This is a genomic window from Dactylosporangium sp. NPDC000244, from assembly GCF_040300725.1.
Lineage (GTDB): Bacteria > Actinomycetota > Actinomycetes > Mycobacteriales > Micromonosporaceae > Dactylosporangium.
The window spans coordinates 217,110-232,408 of sequence record NZ_JBEPEH010000002.1 but is presented as its reverse complement, the minus strand read 5'-3'; the positions used below and the strand labels follow the sequence as shown (position 1 = coordinate 232,408).

Annotated in this window: 14 protein-coding genes; 8 read left to right on the top strand and 6 right to left on the bottom strand. The window is 66.2% G+C overall.

The genetic code is table 11. The features are described 5' to 3' along the window. The first annotated feature begins 766 nt into the window (after window positions 1-766). From ABT369_RS03480 to ABT369_RS03470, 3 genes are all read left to right on the top strand, one after another. Window positions 767-1,084, top strand: a complete 318-nt coding sequence (locus tag ABT369_RS03480) for a winged helix-turn-helix transcriptional regulator (protein WP_350610089.1) — start codon at window positions 767-769, stop codon at window positions 1,082-1,084. Window positions 1,085-1,230: 146 nt separating this feature from the next. Next, window positions 1,231-1,749 (top strand): prepilin peptidase, encoded by a 519-nt coding sequence (locus ABT369_RS03475; protein ID WP_350610088.1) that lies wholly within the window; start codon window positions 1,231-1,233, stop codon window positions 1,747-1,749. Window positions 1,750-1,797: 48 nt separating this feature from the next. Continuing rightward, window positions 1,798-2,997, top strand: a complete 1,200-nt coding sequence (locus tag ABT369_RS03470; RefSeq protein WP_350610087.1) for a glycosyltransferase family 4 protein — start codon at window positions 1,798-1,800, stop codon at window positions 2,995-2,997. Window positions 2,998-3,013: 16 nt separating this feature from the next. Here ABT369_RS03470 and ABT369_RS03465 read toward each other — a convergent pair whose 3' ends face one another. The 6 genes from ABT369_RS03465 to ABT369_RS03440 all read right to left on the bottom strand — a co-directional run bounded on the left by ABT369_RS03465 (window position 3,014) and on the right by ABT369_RS03440 (window position 9,818). Continuing rightward, window positions 3,014-3,580 carry a GNAT family N-acetyltransferase gene (locus ABT369_RS03465; RefSeq protein ID WP_350610086.1) on the bottom strand — a complete coding sequence of 189 codons (567 nt, stop codon included), beginning with the start codon at window positions 3,578-3,580 and terminating at the stop codon, window positions 3,014-3,016. Window positions 3,581-3,590: 10 nt separating this feature from the next. Then, a complete protein-coding gene (locus tag ABT369_RS03460) occupies window positions 3,591-5,033 on the bottom strand; it encodes a hypothetical protein (RefSeq protein WP_350610085.1) in 1,443 nt (480 codons plus the stop codon). Between the two features lie 189 nt (window positions 5,034-5,222). Next, window positions 5,223-6,650 (bottom strand): tyrosine--tRNA ligase, encoded by a 1,428-nt coding sequence (tyrS, locus tag ABT369_RS03455; RefSeq protein ID WP_350610084.1) that lies wholly within the window; start codon window positions 6,648-6,650, stop codon window positions 5,223-5,225. Between the two features lie 15 nt (window positions 6,651-6,665). Next, window positions 6,666-7,595 (bottom strand): alcohol dehydrogenase catalytic domain-containing protein, encoded by a 930-nt coding sequence (locus ABT369_RS03450; protein ID WP_350610083.1) that lies wholly within the window; start codon window positions 7,593-7,595, stop codon window positions 6,666-6,668. Beyond that, window positions 7,592-8,731 (bottom strand): hypothetical protein, encoded by a 1,140-nt coding sequence (locus tag ABT369_RS03445; protein WP_350610082.1) that lies wholly within the window; start codon window positions 8,729-8,731, stop codon window positions 7,592-7,594. Before ABT369_RS03445 ends, ABT369_RS03450 begins: the two co-directional genes overlap by 4 nt. A gap of 16 nt (window positions 8,732-8,747) precedes the next feature. Continuing rightward, a complete protein-coding gene (locus ABT369_RS03440; protein WP_350610081.1) occupies window positions 8,748-9,818 on the bottom strand; it encodes a nucleotidyl transferase family protein in 1,071 nt (356 codons plus the stop codon). A 148-nt stretch (window positions 9,819-9,966) separates the two neighbouring features. Between ABT369_RS03440 and ABT369_RS03435 the strand changes: the two genes are divergently transcribed. From ABT369_RS03435 to ABT369_RS03415, 5 genes are all read left to right on the top strand, one after another. Beyond that, window positions 9,967-10,908, top strand: a complete 942-nt coding sequence (locus tag ABT369_RS03435) for a radical SAM protein (protein ID WP_350610080.1) — start codon at window positions 9,967-9,969, stop codon at window positions 10,906-10,908. Beyond that, window positions 10,905-11,357 carry a phosphatase domain-containing protein gene (locus tag ABT369_RS03430; protein ID WP_350610079.1) on the top strand — a complete coding sequence of 151 codons (453 nt, stop codon included), beginning with the start codon at window positions 10,905-10,907 and terminating at the stop codon, window positions 11,355-11,357. The genes ABT369_RS03435 and ABT369_RS03430 overlap by 4 nt, the downstream gene beginning before the upstream one ends. Before the next feature lie 245 nt (window positions 11,358-11,602). Next, window positions 11,603-13,012 carry an APC family permease gene (locus tag ABT369_RS03425; protein ID WP_502891690.1) on the top strand — a complete coding sequence of 470 codons (1,410 nt, stop codon included), beginning with the start codon at window positions 11,603-11,605 and terminating at the stop codon, window positions 13,010-13,012. Beyond that, window positions 13,009-14,043, top strand: coding sequence for an acetamidase/formamidase family protein (locus ABT369_RS03420; protein WP_350610078.1), 1,035 nt, complete (start codon window positions 13,009-13,011; stop codon window positions 14,041-14,043). The genes ABT369_RS03425 and ABT369_RS03420 overlap by 4 nt, the downstream gene beginning before the upstream one ends. Continuing rightward, window positions 14,000-14,761 carry a GPP34 family phosphoprotein gene (locus ABT369_RS03415; RefSeq protein WP_350610077.1) on the top strand — a complete coding sequence of 254 codons (762 nt, stop codon included), beginning with the start codon at window positions 14,000-14,002 and terminating at the stop codon, window positions 14,759-14,761. The genes ABT369_RS03420 and ABT369_RS03415 overlap by 44 nt, the downstream gene beginning before the upstream one ends. Window positions 14,762-15,299: the final 538 nt, after the last annotated feature.

The following is a 15,299-nucleotide window of genomic DNA, read 5'->3' as shown; positions in this document are numbered from 1 at the left end:
CCCGCGGGCGCCTCACCCGACTGCCGAGCAAGGTCACCTCACGTGTCTAGCCCGCAACTATCGAGGGTGACAACTACGCGCACCTGCAAACGCGCGAGTTTTCGGCCTCCGACGCGCGCTACGCCCTGCACCTCGACGCGTATCGCCAATCCGGCATACGGGACCAAAGAGGCAAAACGAAGTGTCGCAAACCTGACAGATCACCATATTTCGGTCGACCGTACACTCCGACCAAAATTAGTCGCAATTTCAGGAGACGCCCGTGCGTGAACGCCGCCGGCCACTTGATCGAATCCTCGAACTCGTCGGTAGTCCCGGGGTCTACGAGACGCTGACCACCCTGCATGCACGGGCCGAGGCCACCTTCGCACAAATCGATGCTGCGGCATACCCGAACACCGAACGATCCTTGCGCGCCTTAGCCGCAGAGGGCATCGTCGCCACCCCTCGATGCGGAACCTGGGACGGCACACCGCGAGCTGACACCCCCTTTACGCTGACCGCGACGGGCGTTGCGCTACTGGACAGGCTCGGCGCGCTCCAGGCGTGGGCCGATGACTTCCCGCGCAGGCCGGTTCGGCGACCGTTGCACTCACGATTATTTGGTCCATTCCGAGCGTATGGCGCCTAAAGGACTAATGGGGCAGTTCATCGCGCTGTCGCCTCGATCACAAATGATTCGCCGAGCTTGACGCGTCGCAATACAATGACCGCCGTTAGTACCTCAGCGCGCCCACGACGGGGGAGGTGAGTCGCGCTGAAGAATATGTTGCAACGCGTCCATCAAGCGGTCGACCGCACCTGGGGCCGCGAGATCCTCGAAATCCTGCTATCCGGACCGCTCCGGTACACCGACCTGTTCGTCCGACTCGGCGAGGTCGCAGACAGACCCGTCCACTCCCGAACTTTCCAAGCCACGCTTAAGGCGCTCATCGATCAGGGCCTTCTCGAACACAGAACCGCCCGAGTGCCCAAGGAATACGCGCTGACCGCCAGTGGACGACGCCTGACGCACGCGCTCCGGCAGATCGAAGCCTGGGACCAGGAGCACCCAGCCGAGCAGTCAGACAGCCGCGACGCATGACGAGCGCGGCCGGCCCCGTGGCCCTCGTAGCTGCGGCCACGGGCCTCGTTGCCGCCCTCCCGGTCGCCGCAACAGCCTACGCGGTTCCAGCCACCGGCCCCATCCGGCCGCTCCTTCGATGGTGCTCCAGCACGACACCAAGGACAGTGAGCGCCGCCTGCGCCGGGGCAACCGCCGCCATAGCCTTTGCAATCTGCCTCCACATTGGCTGGAGCATCTCGACCCCGGGCTACTGGCTGTTCAGCGTCCTTGGAGTCGGCCTAACCTATGTGGATCTTCGGCGACGTCGTCTCCCACACCTCGTCATCGGCACGATCTGGGCGATCTGTGCCATCCTCTTCACCGCCGAGTCTGTCTATCGCCACCAAGTCGGCGACCTAGCGGAGGCCGTGATATCGGGACTGGCGGTGTCCGCAGCACTGATGCTCATCGCATTGGCGGCGCCCGGCCAACTCGGTCTAGGTGACGTCCATTTAGCTGGCACCGTCGCCTTTACGCTTGGCTGGCTTGAATGGAAGAGTGCTGCCATGGCTATCGCAGTTGCCTTGACCTTCCAGTGGGTTTGGACAGTGATAACCGTTGTCAGGACACGCCACCGCGGAGTCGCCCTTCCGCTGGGGCCCGCCCTGTTTGGCGCGTGGGTGATTGCCATCATCTTCCAGTGAGACGGAGCGGCGGTGACTCAACGCATCGCGAGCAGCTAAGATTTACCGATGAGGCATTTGCTAGTTATGATGAACGACGGTGTTTTCAGCCGCCGTACAGGTGCGGGCCGCGCGAACGAAAACATGCTTCAATTCATCGGGTCGATGGGCGACCATTGGGCGCGGGTGACCATCGTCGCGACGAAGGTGAGCCCAGACTCGCCGGCCTGGGACGAACGAGTATGGCGGCGGACAGAGGCCCTTTTGTCCAAGGGCGGATGGGATCTGCTGGAAATACCAAACGGGTACGAACTGCGAGGCCGTTATGCAGGAATAGCTGAATGGTCCGCCATTTCTCATGCGGCTTCAGACCTTGCATCCCGGGTGACGCCTGACAACAGCCGTTCGGCTACCGGTCTATTGTCTTCTGACGTGCCGTTTCTGGGAGTCGTTTGTCCACGCGGAGTTACGTGGCTTCACGTCACGCACACACTCGCGACGCTCCAAGCTCCAGACGACGCGGACTGGTGCCGATGGGAAGTTGAAGCGTACGGCACGTGGCTTGCCCGCAATGGACGCCTCGCGGTGCCCTCGAACTTCCTACGCACAAGCTTGCTGGCGTCCTGGCCGGATCTCGCGTCGCGAGTGTCGTTGTGGCGGTATGGATTTCCGATTTCGGAACTCCGGGCTCTTCCTGTGGAGGATAAGGAAAGGCGTTCCGTCCTAGCGTACGGACGAGCGCTACCCAGAAAGGGGCTCCATCTGGTCGTCGCCGCTGTCGATATGCTCCAAGCATCTGGTTTACAAATACGGCTGACACTAATCGCGATTCCCGAAGCCGGAGCGGATGACTACTTCCGACAACTCTCCGGTGTGGCTGACGCATCCGCCTCGACTCGGCTATTAACCAGTCGGGTCGAAGACATGTCGGCTCTCTACGGCCACGACGATCTCGCCGCCGTAGTCGTGCCATCCATGGATGAACCTACAGGTCTGGCACCCGTCGAGACGTACTGTTGGGGTGCGGGCGCCGTACCAGTAGTGGTCGATTCTGGTGGATTGGTTGAGTCGGTGGACCACGCAACGGGAATCGTGGCAAAGGGCTGGGATGCTCAATCGCTGGCTGAGGCGATCCGCGCCGCCGTCGAGCTTTCCGTAATGGACCGCTTTCGGATGGTCGAGGCGGGACGGCAGAGATTTTTACGAGACTACCACCTTCACCGCAACGCGGTTCAGGCGATGACCGCTTGCGGCCTGCTGGGGAGCTAGTCGGACTTGCGGAAGGCTAGTCCTCTGCAGTTGTAGTGAACATCGAATGAAGGTCAATGATCATCGCTTCAAAGCGCGGACTATCCGGATAGGGTTGTAGAAAGCCGATCTGGCGCCACCCCCAGCGTCGATACAGTTCGCCGGCAGGGTTGTCCGATCGGACTAGCAGCGCCGCACGCTCCTCTGTGCGGCCACGCAGGAGTGCGTCGTGAAGTCGGTGGGCGATACCACGGCGTTGAAACTGCTTGCGAACCAGGATCTCTCGAAATGCGAACGTCCGTTGGCCTGTTTCTCGCGTGAGGTCCGGATCGTCGGAGCCCTGGAGATGTTGCCACCACTTAGTGTCAGCGGGCAGTGGACTGCCGAATGTGTATCCAACGATGACATCGCCAATGTGGCCTACGACGAGGTGAAAATCCGGCGCAGTGATGTAGTTTTCGAATCGTTCCCAGAACCGATCTGCCGAGTAGAACGGCTGATCGAGCAATTCGGCGCGTGCGTCCGTGTGAACCTCGATGAGGTCTGTCCGCATGGCCGGCACAGCGCTTGCTGGATGATGGGTGATCGCGAGGGGCTCAGTCACGTACGGCAGTTTATCCAGTGATGAGCTGCGCCGGCGCACTCAGAATTTCCTGAAGCTCGTGGACGTTTGAGTGTTGCTGCTCGGTTGCTGGTACGGCGCGCACGACAGAGCGCGCTACCTCGAGTACGGCCTCAATGCGCTGGCTGCCGGGCAAGCCGGACAGGGTTTGCACGGCGTGGTTGACGCCGTGTTGAGGATCGGTCCGTACTAGACGGAGTGCCTCGTGTAGCTGGACCTGCGCTCGTTCTCTGAACATGTCCGGCGCGTAGAGCGTAAGCGCCTGGCGCTGGGCGGTTTCGGCGCGTTCGGCGTCGCCGAGGTAGGTGTAGACGAAGCTCTCGCCGTGCCGCAGACGGTACTCCGGCCAGCCGTACATGGAGGCGGTATCGCTGGTGACCTGGGCGGGAAGGCGGTCGAGCACCGTGTATACAGCGTTCATGGCGGTACGTGCTTCGTCGTTGCGGCCGAGAACGGCGAGGGCCTGGGCTCGTCCGATCAGCGCAGAGCCCGTGCCCATGCCAGGGTTTCGGGAGATCGAGGCCGCCTCGTCGGCAAGGTCGATGACCTGCTGGAGGGGCTGATGCTCGTACAGGCTACGGATGATGTCTCGGCCACGCACCCAAACGCGGACCTGTGGGTCGGTGGAGGTATCGGCCATGCGGCGCGCGAATCTCCACCAGCGGCGTCCAGCGTGGATGTCGCCGAGGTTGCCCATGGTCTGGGCGAGGAAGACGCCGAGCTGGGCCATGACGCGGCTAAGATCGCGGCGATCAGCTTCGTCGTTCAGCCGTCGCATCTGGGTGTTTGCGACGAGCAGGTCTTGGGTCAGGTCGGCAAGCAGTGCGCGCGGGGGCATGGTGGCGTACAGGCAGCCGTAGTCCCAGGCGATAGCTTCCCACTCGGCATGATCGTATGACTGGCCGTGCGCGGCTGCCAGCAGGTCGTGCCGGAGTTGCTCGACGCCGAGAAGTGGCGTGGCAAGCCCGGCGATAGCAATGTCTTGGAGCAGACGTCGGCGGTGCACGTCGGTGTCCTCATGTTCGTGGTACGAGCGCCGAGCGCTCGCTGAGGTGTCGACCGTCAGCGTATGCCGCAGCGTGGCGGTCCGTGCTGCGGGTACGTCGGCAGCGGAGGAGGAGGATCCGGCGACGGCATCGCGTTGACCGACTTCGCGCAGCCCGACGCCCAGGTAGTCGCGGGGGATGTTCAGGCCGACCGCGACGCGCACATACACGTCGTAGTTCTCGATACGGCGCTTTCCACCGGCGATCTCACGGACGCGCTGCTCGCCGATATCGGTCGCCTGGGCGATGGCGGCCCAGCTCCATCCCCGGCGGTGCAGGAAGTTGAAGATGGCCTGGATGTCACGTTCGGCGAGTGCTTTGCGCATGGCGACACCGTCGATGTCGTCGGCGTTCCACCACGCCGGGTCGATGGGCTGGCGCGCTGACATGCGGTTCCTGTCCGGACCTGTCGACGATCGATGTGAGACGATTCGTCGACCATACCGGCTGGATCGATCGTATACCGACCCATCGCGAGGAAGTCGTTGCGACATTGAGCCTTGCTCTCACTGACCCGAGTACGTGACATGTGCCAGTGCCGCCGCCACCGCACTGGCACCTCACGGGAACGCTGCGGGTTATTTGACCTCGATGAGGAACCGGCCACATTTGAGGAATCTACGCGCTTGCGGCTGGCCGGCCAGTTCGGCGTGCGAGGTGAGTAGGGCCGCGAGGGTGCCGTTGACGTCGGACTCGGTGAGGGTGACGGTTTCCTGTCCGCTGCCGCTGGTTTCGGCGACCAGGCGCAGGCCGCCACCGCTGGCGACCCGGCGGACCTGGTTCATGCTCGGCACCTGCTCGGTGACCTTGACGAACAGTTCCCCGACGCTGGTGTTGTCGTGCTCGGCCCGCGTGACGGTGGGCAGGTCGGGAGTGTCGGAGAAGCGTTTCTGGGAGAACTGGGCCCGGAATCCGGCCCGGCTGGCCGCGGCCTCGTCGAGCCCGTGCACGGTGCTGGTCACATCGGAGGCGAGCAGGGTCTTCACACCCATCGGGTGGACCTTGCCATCAGCCATCAGCTGCAACAGCAGCTCGATCTCGGGATCGAGTAGCTCGGTCAACGCCTTGAGGTACTCCGGCATGAGTCGATCCGCCGCCGACATGAGCTTGCCGAACACGTCCTTGGGGTCGAAGGCCAGGCCGACGTAGTTACCTTTGCTCTTGCTCATCTTCGCCCCGGTGCCGTCGGTGCCCTCGATCAGCCCGGTCGCGATGATGATCTCCGGCTGCTGGCCGGCGTTCTCCATCACACGGCGGCACATCTGCATGTTCAGCAACTGGTCCAGGCCGCCGAGTTCGATGTCGGCGGTGATCTCCACCGAGTCCAGCGCCATAACCACGGAGTAGACCAACTCGGCCATCGTCAGGCCGCTGCCGGCGGCGAGCCGGTTGCGGAAGTCCTCGCGCTGCAGGGACGCGGCGACGGGCAGCTGCTCCAGGACGCCGATGAACTGGGGCAGGGTGATCGGGGCGAGCCATTCGCTGTTGTAGCGGAAATCGGCATGGTCGAAGTCGAAGAACGGGGTGACCTGCTCGCGGTAGGTCTTCATGTTGTGCGCGATGTCGTCATCGGTCAGCGGTGGCCGGTCGGCGGTGCGCCCGGACGGGTCACCGATCTTGGCGGTGATGTCGCCGACGATGAACACGACCCGGTGACCCATGCGCTGGAACCGGCTGGCGATGATCATGGGTACGGCATGGCCGACGTGCACGTCGGCGGCGGTGGGATCGATGCCGAACTTGACCACAAGCTGACGCTGCTCGGTCTTGGCGGCGGCCAGCAGCTCGCCGAGCTGGCCGATGGAGGGCAACAGCGCCTGGGTGCGGGCGGCGATCAGGGCGGCCTGCTCGGCGGGCGGCAGGTCGGACAGGTCCATCGCCCGGCGCCCGCGCAGCAGCTCGAGAATGGCGGTGAGTTCACTTCCTTCGCGCAGGTCGGGCGCACTACGCAGGATGTTCATCAGCGCCGTATGGGAGGCGCCGAGACGGGTCGTATCGGTGAGCATGGCGGTGTGTCCTCTTCAAGTCAGGCGTCGGGCCGTTGCAGGCTCATTCACGTATACGATCTTGAGCGTGTGGGTCCTGCGTTCCAGGACGGGCGGCTGCGGGCCGTGCGGTGACCATGAAGGTGTGCTCGTGATGACCGGCGCATAGGCGCGGGGGTCGATCGCCAGCAAGTCCAGCGCGGCAGCAAAATCGTCCCGGTCGTCGTTGACGCGGTACGCCTTACTGCCTCGTAGCGAGGACTCTTTCTCCAGGAGGGTACGAACCGGTATGCCAGCAGCCACGTTCGGGGCGTACACGCCGAGGGCGACCACCTGTCCCAGGGGCGCCACGGCTGTTACTGCTGTCAATATCGGTTCACTGCTTATGCCTCCCACCGATTCCAGTACCACATCGTACTGGGCTTCGGCCATCGCATCCGCAGTGGCCACGGAATCGGCGAAACCGGACATCCGTTCGGTCCGGCCGCCGTCCTTGACAACGATGGTGACCTGCGCGGCGGCCCGATGGCGGGCGTGGATGGCGGCGAGTGCCGCCAACGGTCCGTCTCCGATGATCAGCACGTTCACGCCTTCGATGGCTATGTCGTGCAGGGCGTGCAGCACGCAGGCCAGCGGGTCGGCCAGGGTCGCCACGGTGACCGGCAGCCGCTCCGGAATTGGGTAGAGCTGCCCAGACGTGACTCGCACCCGGCCGCTGAAGCCGCCGTCGCGGGTGTCGAACCGGCCGATGCTCGCGTCGTTGGGGCACTGCTCGGTCCAGCCGCGTGCGCAGGCCGGACAGGACCGGCAGGGGTTGAGCGGCCGGACGGCAAGCAGCTGTCCATCAGGCCCCCGTCCGACCACCTCATGGCCCAACGAGCGCACGTCGAACCCGGCCCGCAGTCGCTGCACATCGGAGCCGCACACCCCGACCGCGACCACCTCGATCTGGCCGGCGGCGCTCACAACCACCCCCGGATGACTGCATCGGTGCCACCGGACAACCGGGCGAGGTCGCGAAGCATGGCCAGCGCCGCGCCGCTTGACAGCACCTCGCAGGCCAGCGCGAACGACTCAGGGACGGTGCGGTGGGTGGTACCGAGGTAGATCAATGTCGCCGCGTTAACCGCGACGAGATCGATCAGCGCGCGAGGTGCCTTCCCGGCCAGGATGTCCACGACGATGCGCGCCTGCTCGGTGGCGGTCCGGCCCGGTGCCAGGTCGCTCAGGCTGTACGGGCCGACGCCAAGCACATCATCCAGTGCCAGACGGCGCATGTGCCCGCGTTCACCGCCACGCACACCGACGACGCAGGTCTCGCCGATGATCCCGACTTCGTCGATCCAGCGCATATTGTCCGGGGTCGAGGAGACCACGAGCATATCGCCGCGGTGGTAGCGGCGCAGCACCTCCAGCGACAGCGTGACGTCAGGATGCGCGATGCCGTACAGCAGGTTGTCGACCTTGATCGGCAGCAACAGTGCGGGGAAGGCCAACGACAGCACATGCGGGGCGAAGAACAAACCGCCGTAGGCGGCGTCGAATCGGGGCACCAACTGCTCGATCTCGAAAACACCCAGGTTACAGGCCCCCATCACCTCCAGCGTCCGGTCACGGTCTCCGCTGATCTTGACGCCGAGGTTCTTGAGCGTGTCGGCCGACCCCGCAACCGAGGACGTAGCCGCCGACGCGCACTTGGCGACCTTGATCCCGGCCGCTGCCGCGACGATGGCCGCCGGGGTGGAGATGTTGGGGGTCTTGACGCCCTTCTTGCCGCTGCCGGCCATGCCGATGACCTGTTCTCCGGTGAACGGGTGCGCGGGCCGGTCGGCGGGCTGGTGCACATCCAGTTCGAGGGCGGCGTCGATGACTCCGGCCGCCTCCTCGGCGGCCGGGCGCTTGGCCATGATGCCGTTGAGGAGTACGCCAAGCTGGGCGCTGCGCTGCCGGTCGTCCTCGATCGCCAGCACCAGCCGCATGTAGTTGTTCGCTTCCTCGTAGGTGAGGCTCTGCCCGGCGTTGACGCGGTGCAGGTACGACCCGAAGTGCGCCGGTGCCATGTCGAGCAGCGCGGCGGCGGGGCCGATCAGATCGGCGAACATGCTGTCCCCCTCGTGGTCACCACAGCTCTGTAATTGAGATCAGGTACTCGGCCAGCTCCGCCTTGGTTTTGCGCCACGCGGGCGAGGCTGTCGCGCACTCGTGGACCAACGCCAGGCATTCGTCGACGGGCCGGAAGAACAGTTGACAGACCAGCTGATACGACGGAGACGCCTCCGGCGTGCGCGCCTCGTCGCCCATAACCCGCGCCACGATTTCCTCCGGCGTCGTCTCCACGTTGATCGACGATCCGGGCACGCTCTTGGACATCTTCGGATACCCATCGAACCCGGTGGTCAGCCGCGAATAGATCGATGCCAGCGTGAAGCCGCGGCGGAGGCTGGTATCGGCGCCGAACCGCTGAGTGACCTCGCGGGTAAACCTCACGTACTTGTGCTCGTCGACGCCGAGCGTGACCAGTACAGCGTCGAAGTCCTGGCCGAGCGTCACGAAGTCGGCGGCCATCAGCGCCAGCGACACCTTGCGCCGGAAGGTCATTCGGCCGTCCACGATGCCCATGGAGGCGTAGTAGCCGTGGTTGTCCTCCTCGGCTCGGTCGAAGTCGGAGTCCTCTGCGTAGAAACCGAGGAGATACATGTTGCGCAGGCAGTCCAGGTCGTTGAACTGGTTGCGCAGGATGCCGGTGGTCTCGTTGAAGCCCATTCTGCGACAAAACCCGGCGAACCGGTCGGCCAGCTCGCGAGTCTGCTCCAGCGACCGACCCTTGCCATTGTGTGCGTCCAGGTCGCCGAGCACGATCTGGCACCGCTCGCCACCGTTCTGCAACGCGGTAATGCCCCGGATCTGCGACACCGTGCCCATGTGCGGCACCCCAGACATGCCGAACCCGGTCGTGATAATCCGCGACGGCTGAGGGGTAGCCAGGAAGTCGGTGGCCCGGTGGTGGCACAGCCAGCGCACGTTCAGCTCGCCGGCGCCGAGCCCGGCCAGGTCGAAGGTGAACCGCTCCAGCTCGAACGTGTCGTAGCCATGCTCTCGCACGACGTGCTGGTAGTAACCCTCGGAAAAGATCACCGGCTGGGCCGGATCGGTGCCGATCGGCGGACCAGGTGCGGTATTCGATTTCACGGTGCGCTCCTCTTGGCTGAGCGGTCGTCATTGGGTTCTCAACGACGATGCTCGATGCATCCGAGGGGAGCCAGACCATAGCGAACCTTCATTGTGAGGGGGCACCGTGGTCTGGCCGCTATCAGTGTGGGCGAGCGACGGTAGCGGGGTGACGATCCCGCGCCCCGTCGCTGGCGGTCAGCTGACCGAAGCGGAGCTACCGATCATTCACCTGATTCTCAACACAGACTGCAACGCTTGGCAGCTGGAGGCGACGTCTGGATCGCCTGGCGTGTGCAAGTTCTGCTATCGCGAGCGCAACCGCGTCCAGGCCGACCGGGACACCGTCCTGCGGGTCCTCGACGCCCTGCGCGCCGAGTCGGCCGCCCACCGCGTCGTGTTCACCGGCGGCGACCCGCTGATGCCCTACGACAACCACGTGGAGACGGCGGTACGGCACGCCTCCGAGCTCGGCTTTGCCGTCAACATGCACACCAACGGGCTGCTGCTCCAGGATCGCTTCCACGGCCTACGCGAGTGGATTGACGTCTACTCCCTGGCCATCGACGGTCCAGATGCGCAGCTAGCCGACTGGTTCCGCGGGCGGGGCTACTTTGACCGCTTCACGGCCAACGTCGCGATGCTCGCCGACCACGGCAAGACCTTGGCCTTCAACACCTTCACGGCCGCCAACAGCATCGGCCGCCTTCCGGAGACGGCCGCCATGATCCGCAGCGTCGCGCAGCGCACGCGGGTCGAATACTGGCTTATCTCCCAGTACCGACCGATTGGCCGCGCCGACGCCCGCAAGGCCGACATCTACGGCTACGCCACCGAGCAGTTCCGCTCCGCCATCGCCGCCGTACGCGACGACCTGGGCAGCGTTCAGATATTCGACCAACCCACCCGCGCCGAGACCGACCCCTATCCCTTCCGGGCGTGGGTGCTCGCTGATGGAGCGGTGACTGTCGATCTCGGCAGTGTCGCCGCACCCCGCAACACCGCACTCGGCAACCTGCTTGAGATCGGTCTCGCGCCCCTCATTCGTCAGGCACACGCGTTGCGTCACAACGAATTCGACCATCCGGACACGAAGGAAGGCGTGCTGTGAAGCCTGCCGAGGCGAGGCCCGCCGCGGTCATCATCGACATCGATGGCACCGTGGCCAACTGCCGCCACCGCCAACACCTCGTCACCGGCGAAACCCCGAACTGGGAGGCGTTCTTCGCCAGCGCGGCGCTCGACGAATCGCTACCTGAGGGCGTTGCGGTGGCCAACGAGCACGCCCTGGACTCCACTGTCATCTGGCTGACTGGCCGCCCCGAGCGCTACCGACAACTCACCGCCAGCTGGCTGGCGGCCCAGGGCTTACCCACTGCCAACCTTCACATGCGCGCGGACGACGACATGCGGCCGGCCGCCATCTACAAGGTCGAACGTCTCGGTCAGCTGCGCGGCAGCTTTGACATCGTCCTGATCATCGACGATGACGATCTGGTCGTGACCTCTCTACGTCAAGCCGGATGGTTGGTTCAACACGCCCAGTGGATGGCCCGATGAGCTGTGCAATGCGGTTCGCTCGCCGCACCTGTTCGTAGCGGCCATATAGGACAGCGATGGCTGCCGACTGTTGGCTCTCGTCTGTTTTCCAGGGGGCTGCTGGTCGTCGTCACTGCGTTAGCTGAGGCGGCGACCAGTCCTACCTAAAGCAACACATCAGTGCGTTGGGCGGAGACGCACGGATGGGTCATGCCCGCCGGTCGGCGGGTTTCCCCGAAGTTGATCGATGTGGGAGGACAAAGATCTTGAGTACGGCACAGCAGATACCGGTCCCTGCGGAGGGGTCGTCGCCGGTTGGTGGGTATCGGCCGGAGTTGCGGCGGACGCTGGGGTTCAGGGACCTGGTGTTCTACGGGCTGATTTTCATGGTGCCGATCGCGCCGTTCGGGATTTTCGGCGGGGTGTTCCAGAGTTCCGGCGGCATGGTCGCCCTCGCCTATGTGATCGGCATGGTGGCGATGGTGTTCACCGCGGCGTCGTATGCGCAGATGGTGAAGGCGTTCCCGTTCGCCGGCAGCGTCTACAACTACGCCGGGCGGGGCATCGCGCCGCCGGTCGGGTTCCTCGCCGGCTGGTCGGTCCTGCTCGACTACCTCCTCGTGCCGAGCCTGTTGTACCTGATCGCGGCGGTGGCGATGCACGCGGCGGTCGGGGCGGTGCCGGTGTGGGCGTGGCTGGTCGGGTTCGTGGTGTTCAACACCGTGACGAACCTGCTCGGCATCCGCATGACCGCCGCCATCACCCGCATCATGCTCGTCGGCGAAATCATCGTCCTGGCCATCTTCCTCGCGGTCGGCGTCCGGGCGCTGCTGGACGGCCGGGGCCGCGGCTTCTCATGGGAACCACTGTTCAACCCGAGCACGTTCACCTGGCCCCTCGTCTTCGGCGCGGTCTCGGTCGCGGTGTTGAGCTTCCTCGGCTTCGACGGCATCTCCATGCTGGCTGAGGAGAACCGGGGCGGCCCGCGGCAGATCGGCCGGGCGATGACCGCCGCCCTGATCCTCGCTGGCGTGTTGTTCATCGTGCAGACCTGGGTGGCCGCGCTCCTCGTCCCGGACCCGGCCGGGCTCCTTGCGAACGGTGATCCGGACGGGGTGGCGTTCTACGACGCGGCCCGGGTCGCCGGCGGCGGCTGGCTGGCGACGCTCTGCGCGGTGGCGACGGCGATCGCTTGGGGGGTGGCGAACTCCCTCGTCGCGCAGGTCGCCACCTCGCGGTTGCTGTTCGCGATGGCCCGCGACCGGCAACTGCCCGCCTTCCTGCGCAAGATTTCAGTACGGCACGGGGTGCCAGCCAACGCGATCGTGCTCACCGGCGTGCTATCGGTCGGGATCGGCCTGTACATGGCGTGGCGTTCCGACGGGATTGCGCTGCTTGCCTCGCTAATCAACTTCGGTGCCCTGGCCGCGTTCCTGACCCTGCACGTCGCCGTGGTCTGGCACTACCTCGTCCGCCGCCGCAGCCGGAACCTGTGGTCACACCTGCTGCTGCCTGTGGCAGGGTTCGCGATCCTGGCCTACGTGGCGGTCAACGCCAACGTCGCCGCGCAGCGCCTCGCCCTCATCTGGGTCGGGATCGGCGTGGTCGTGCTGATCGGGCTGTATCTGGCGGGCCGTCGTCCGGTGCTGTCCGGCCTCAACCAGGAGCAGTCATGACCACCACCACCACAAGCGCCTCGGGCGCCAACCGCGGGGTGCGAGTGATCGACCACCAGCCCGCCGGCCCGGCGCTCTACACCTTCGGCGGCGTGCCGCCGGTCGCGGAGATCCGGCCGGGTGACGTGCTGCGGACGTTCACCGAGGACTGCTTCGGCGGCGCGGTCCGCACGGTGGATGATCTGCCGTCGGAGGTGTGTGCGCAGTTCAACCCGGTCACCGGCCCGTTCCACGTGGTCGGCGCCGAGCCGGGCGACACCCTGGCCCTGCACTTCGCGGCGATCGCCCCGGCCCGGGACTGGGGCATGTCGGCGACGTTCCCGCACTTCGGCGCCCTCACCTCCACGCACACCACGCCGACGCTGCAGCCTCCGTTGGAGGAGCGGGTCTGGCAGTACGACCTCAACCTCCAGACGGGCACGGTGCGGTATGCGGCCCGACGGTCGGACTTCGTGGTGGAGCTGCCCCTCGATGCGATGCTCGGCACCGTCGGTGTCGCCCCCGCGCACGGCGAGGTCCGGCAAAGCATCGTCCCGGACGCGCACGGCGGCAACCTCGACACCCCGCAACTGCGGCCCGGGACCACCCTGTACCTCGGAGTGAACGTGCCCGGGGCGCTATTCGCGCTCGGCGACGGCCACGCCCGGCAAGGCCACGGTGAGGTGTGCGGGGTCGCGGTCGAGTGCGCGATGCACGTCACCGTCGCCGTCGACCTCATCAAGCAGGTGGCGACGCCGTGGCCGCGGATCGAGACCGACACCCAGCTCATCTCGATCGGCGCCGCCCGGCCCCTGGAAGATGCGTACCGGATCAGCCAGCAGGACCTGGTCGGCTGGGTCGTCGAGCTCACCGGCCTCGAGCTGCTCGACGCCTACCAGCTGGTGTCGCAGGCCGGGCAGGCCGCCCCGGGCAACGTGTGTGACCCGCTCTACACGATGCACGCCGCCATCGACACCGCTGTCCTGCGTGGCGCGACCGCCTACGGCGGTGCGCACCGGCGGTTGCGGGCGTTGGTACGGCCGATGCGGTGATGCGCGGATGACGTATCCGATTGGTGAGAAGCCGCCGCCGAGCCTGCGCCAGCCGCTGCGGGTGGAGTTGTTCTTCCTCGCCCATTCCGAGACCGGTGAGCGGCTGGCCAGCCTCGCCGCAGCAGGTGTCGCGTTGGCCGGGGCGGTGCTCATCGACGAACTGTTGCGGCCGGTCGAGCGGATCCGAGTGGTGGAGCGCCGGGTGTTCGTGACCAGCTTGAGTGTGTCCGGGGATCCGGTCGCTGATTGGGCGGTCGGTCTGCTCGCCGGTCCTGTCACCCGGTCGGCGTTCGCGCCGCCGCGCCAGCCGTTGCCGGTCCGGGACGCGATCCGCGCGCTCGCGGCGGACGCCTACGAGCGCACGGCGGCCGGGATGTATGCCGGGAACCTGATCGTGCAGAGTTCGCATCGGCGGATCATGCGGGGTCGGCGCCGGTACCCGCCCACCGACCCCAATGTGCTGCCCCGGATCCGGGGGCGGTTGAACAGCACCTTGATCGGGTCGACCCGCCCGGACCCGCAGACCGACGCGCTCGGCGGGCTGATCCTGGCCCTCGACCTGGTCTCCGAGCTGTACCTGGACGGCTCTGGCCGTGATGTGCGCGGCCTGCTCGGGCACATGGTCGACCGGATCGGCACGGAGGGACCGACCACGCGGCTGGTCCTCGACGAGACCGACCACCTCATCGGCGAAGCAGCCGTGCCGGTGTACGGATGACCCTGACCCGAACCACCTGATGCTGCCTGCATTCCGTATGGCGTGCGTTCCCGGACCGGCGGTGCCACCCGGCCCCGGGGACGCCGGGCGGCGGCCACCACCCTCCACCGCCGAGGGCCGGCCGCCGCCCTCGCGGGGCGGCCCGCCCGAGCCTCCCCGGCCGGGCCGCCCCGCACCGCGCACCACCGCGACGTCCCCGGGACTCGGCACCGCAAGGCGCCTGGGGGCGTCCGGATCGGTTCGACGACGCGTGTCTGGGCCACGGTGCCCGGCCCGGACACCACCCCGGGCGGAGTAGGCGTTGGAAGCGCCTCCTCGGCGCGGTGACGTGTGACCGTCACACGGCGGCCTGATCGGGATCCGACCCCCGAACGAGAGCCCGGCAGGGCGGCCGTCCACGTCACCGCCGGGGCCGCCCGCCCGCGTGTGCACCCGCGCACAGAGCAGCGGGCGGCCCCAACCCTGCCCGCCCAGCCTTTGCCCGCACACGGATGCACTACGAGGACCCTGATGTTGTCGTTTGCCGCTCGCGACCGGC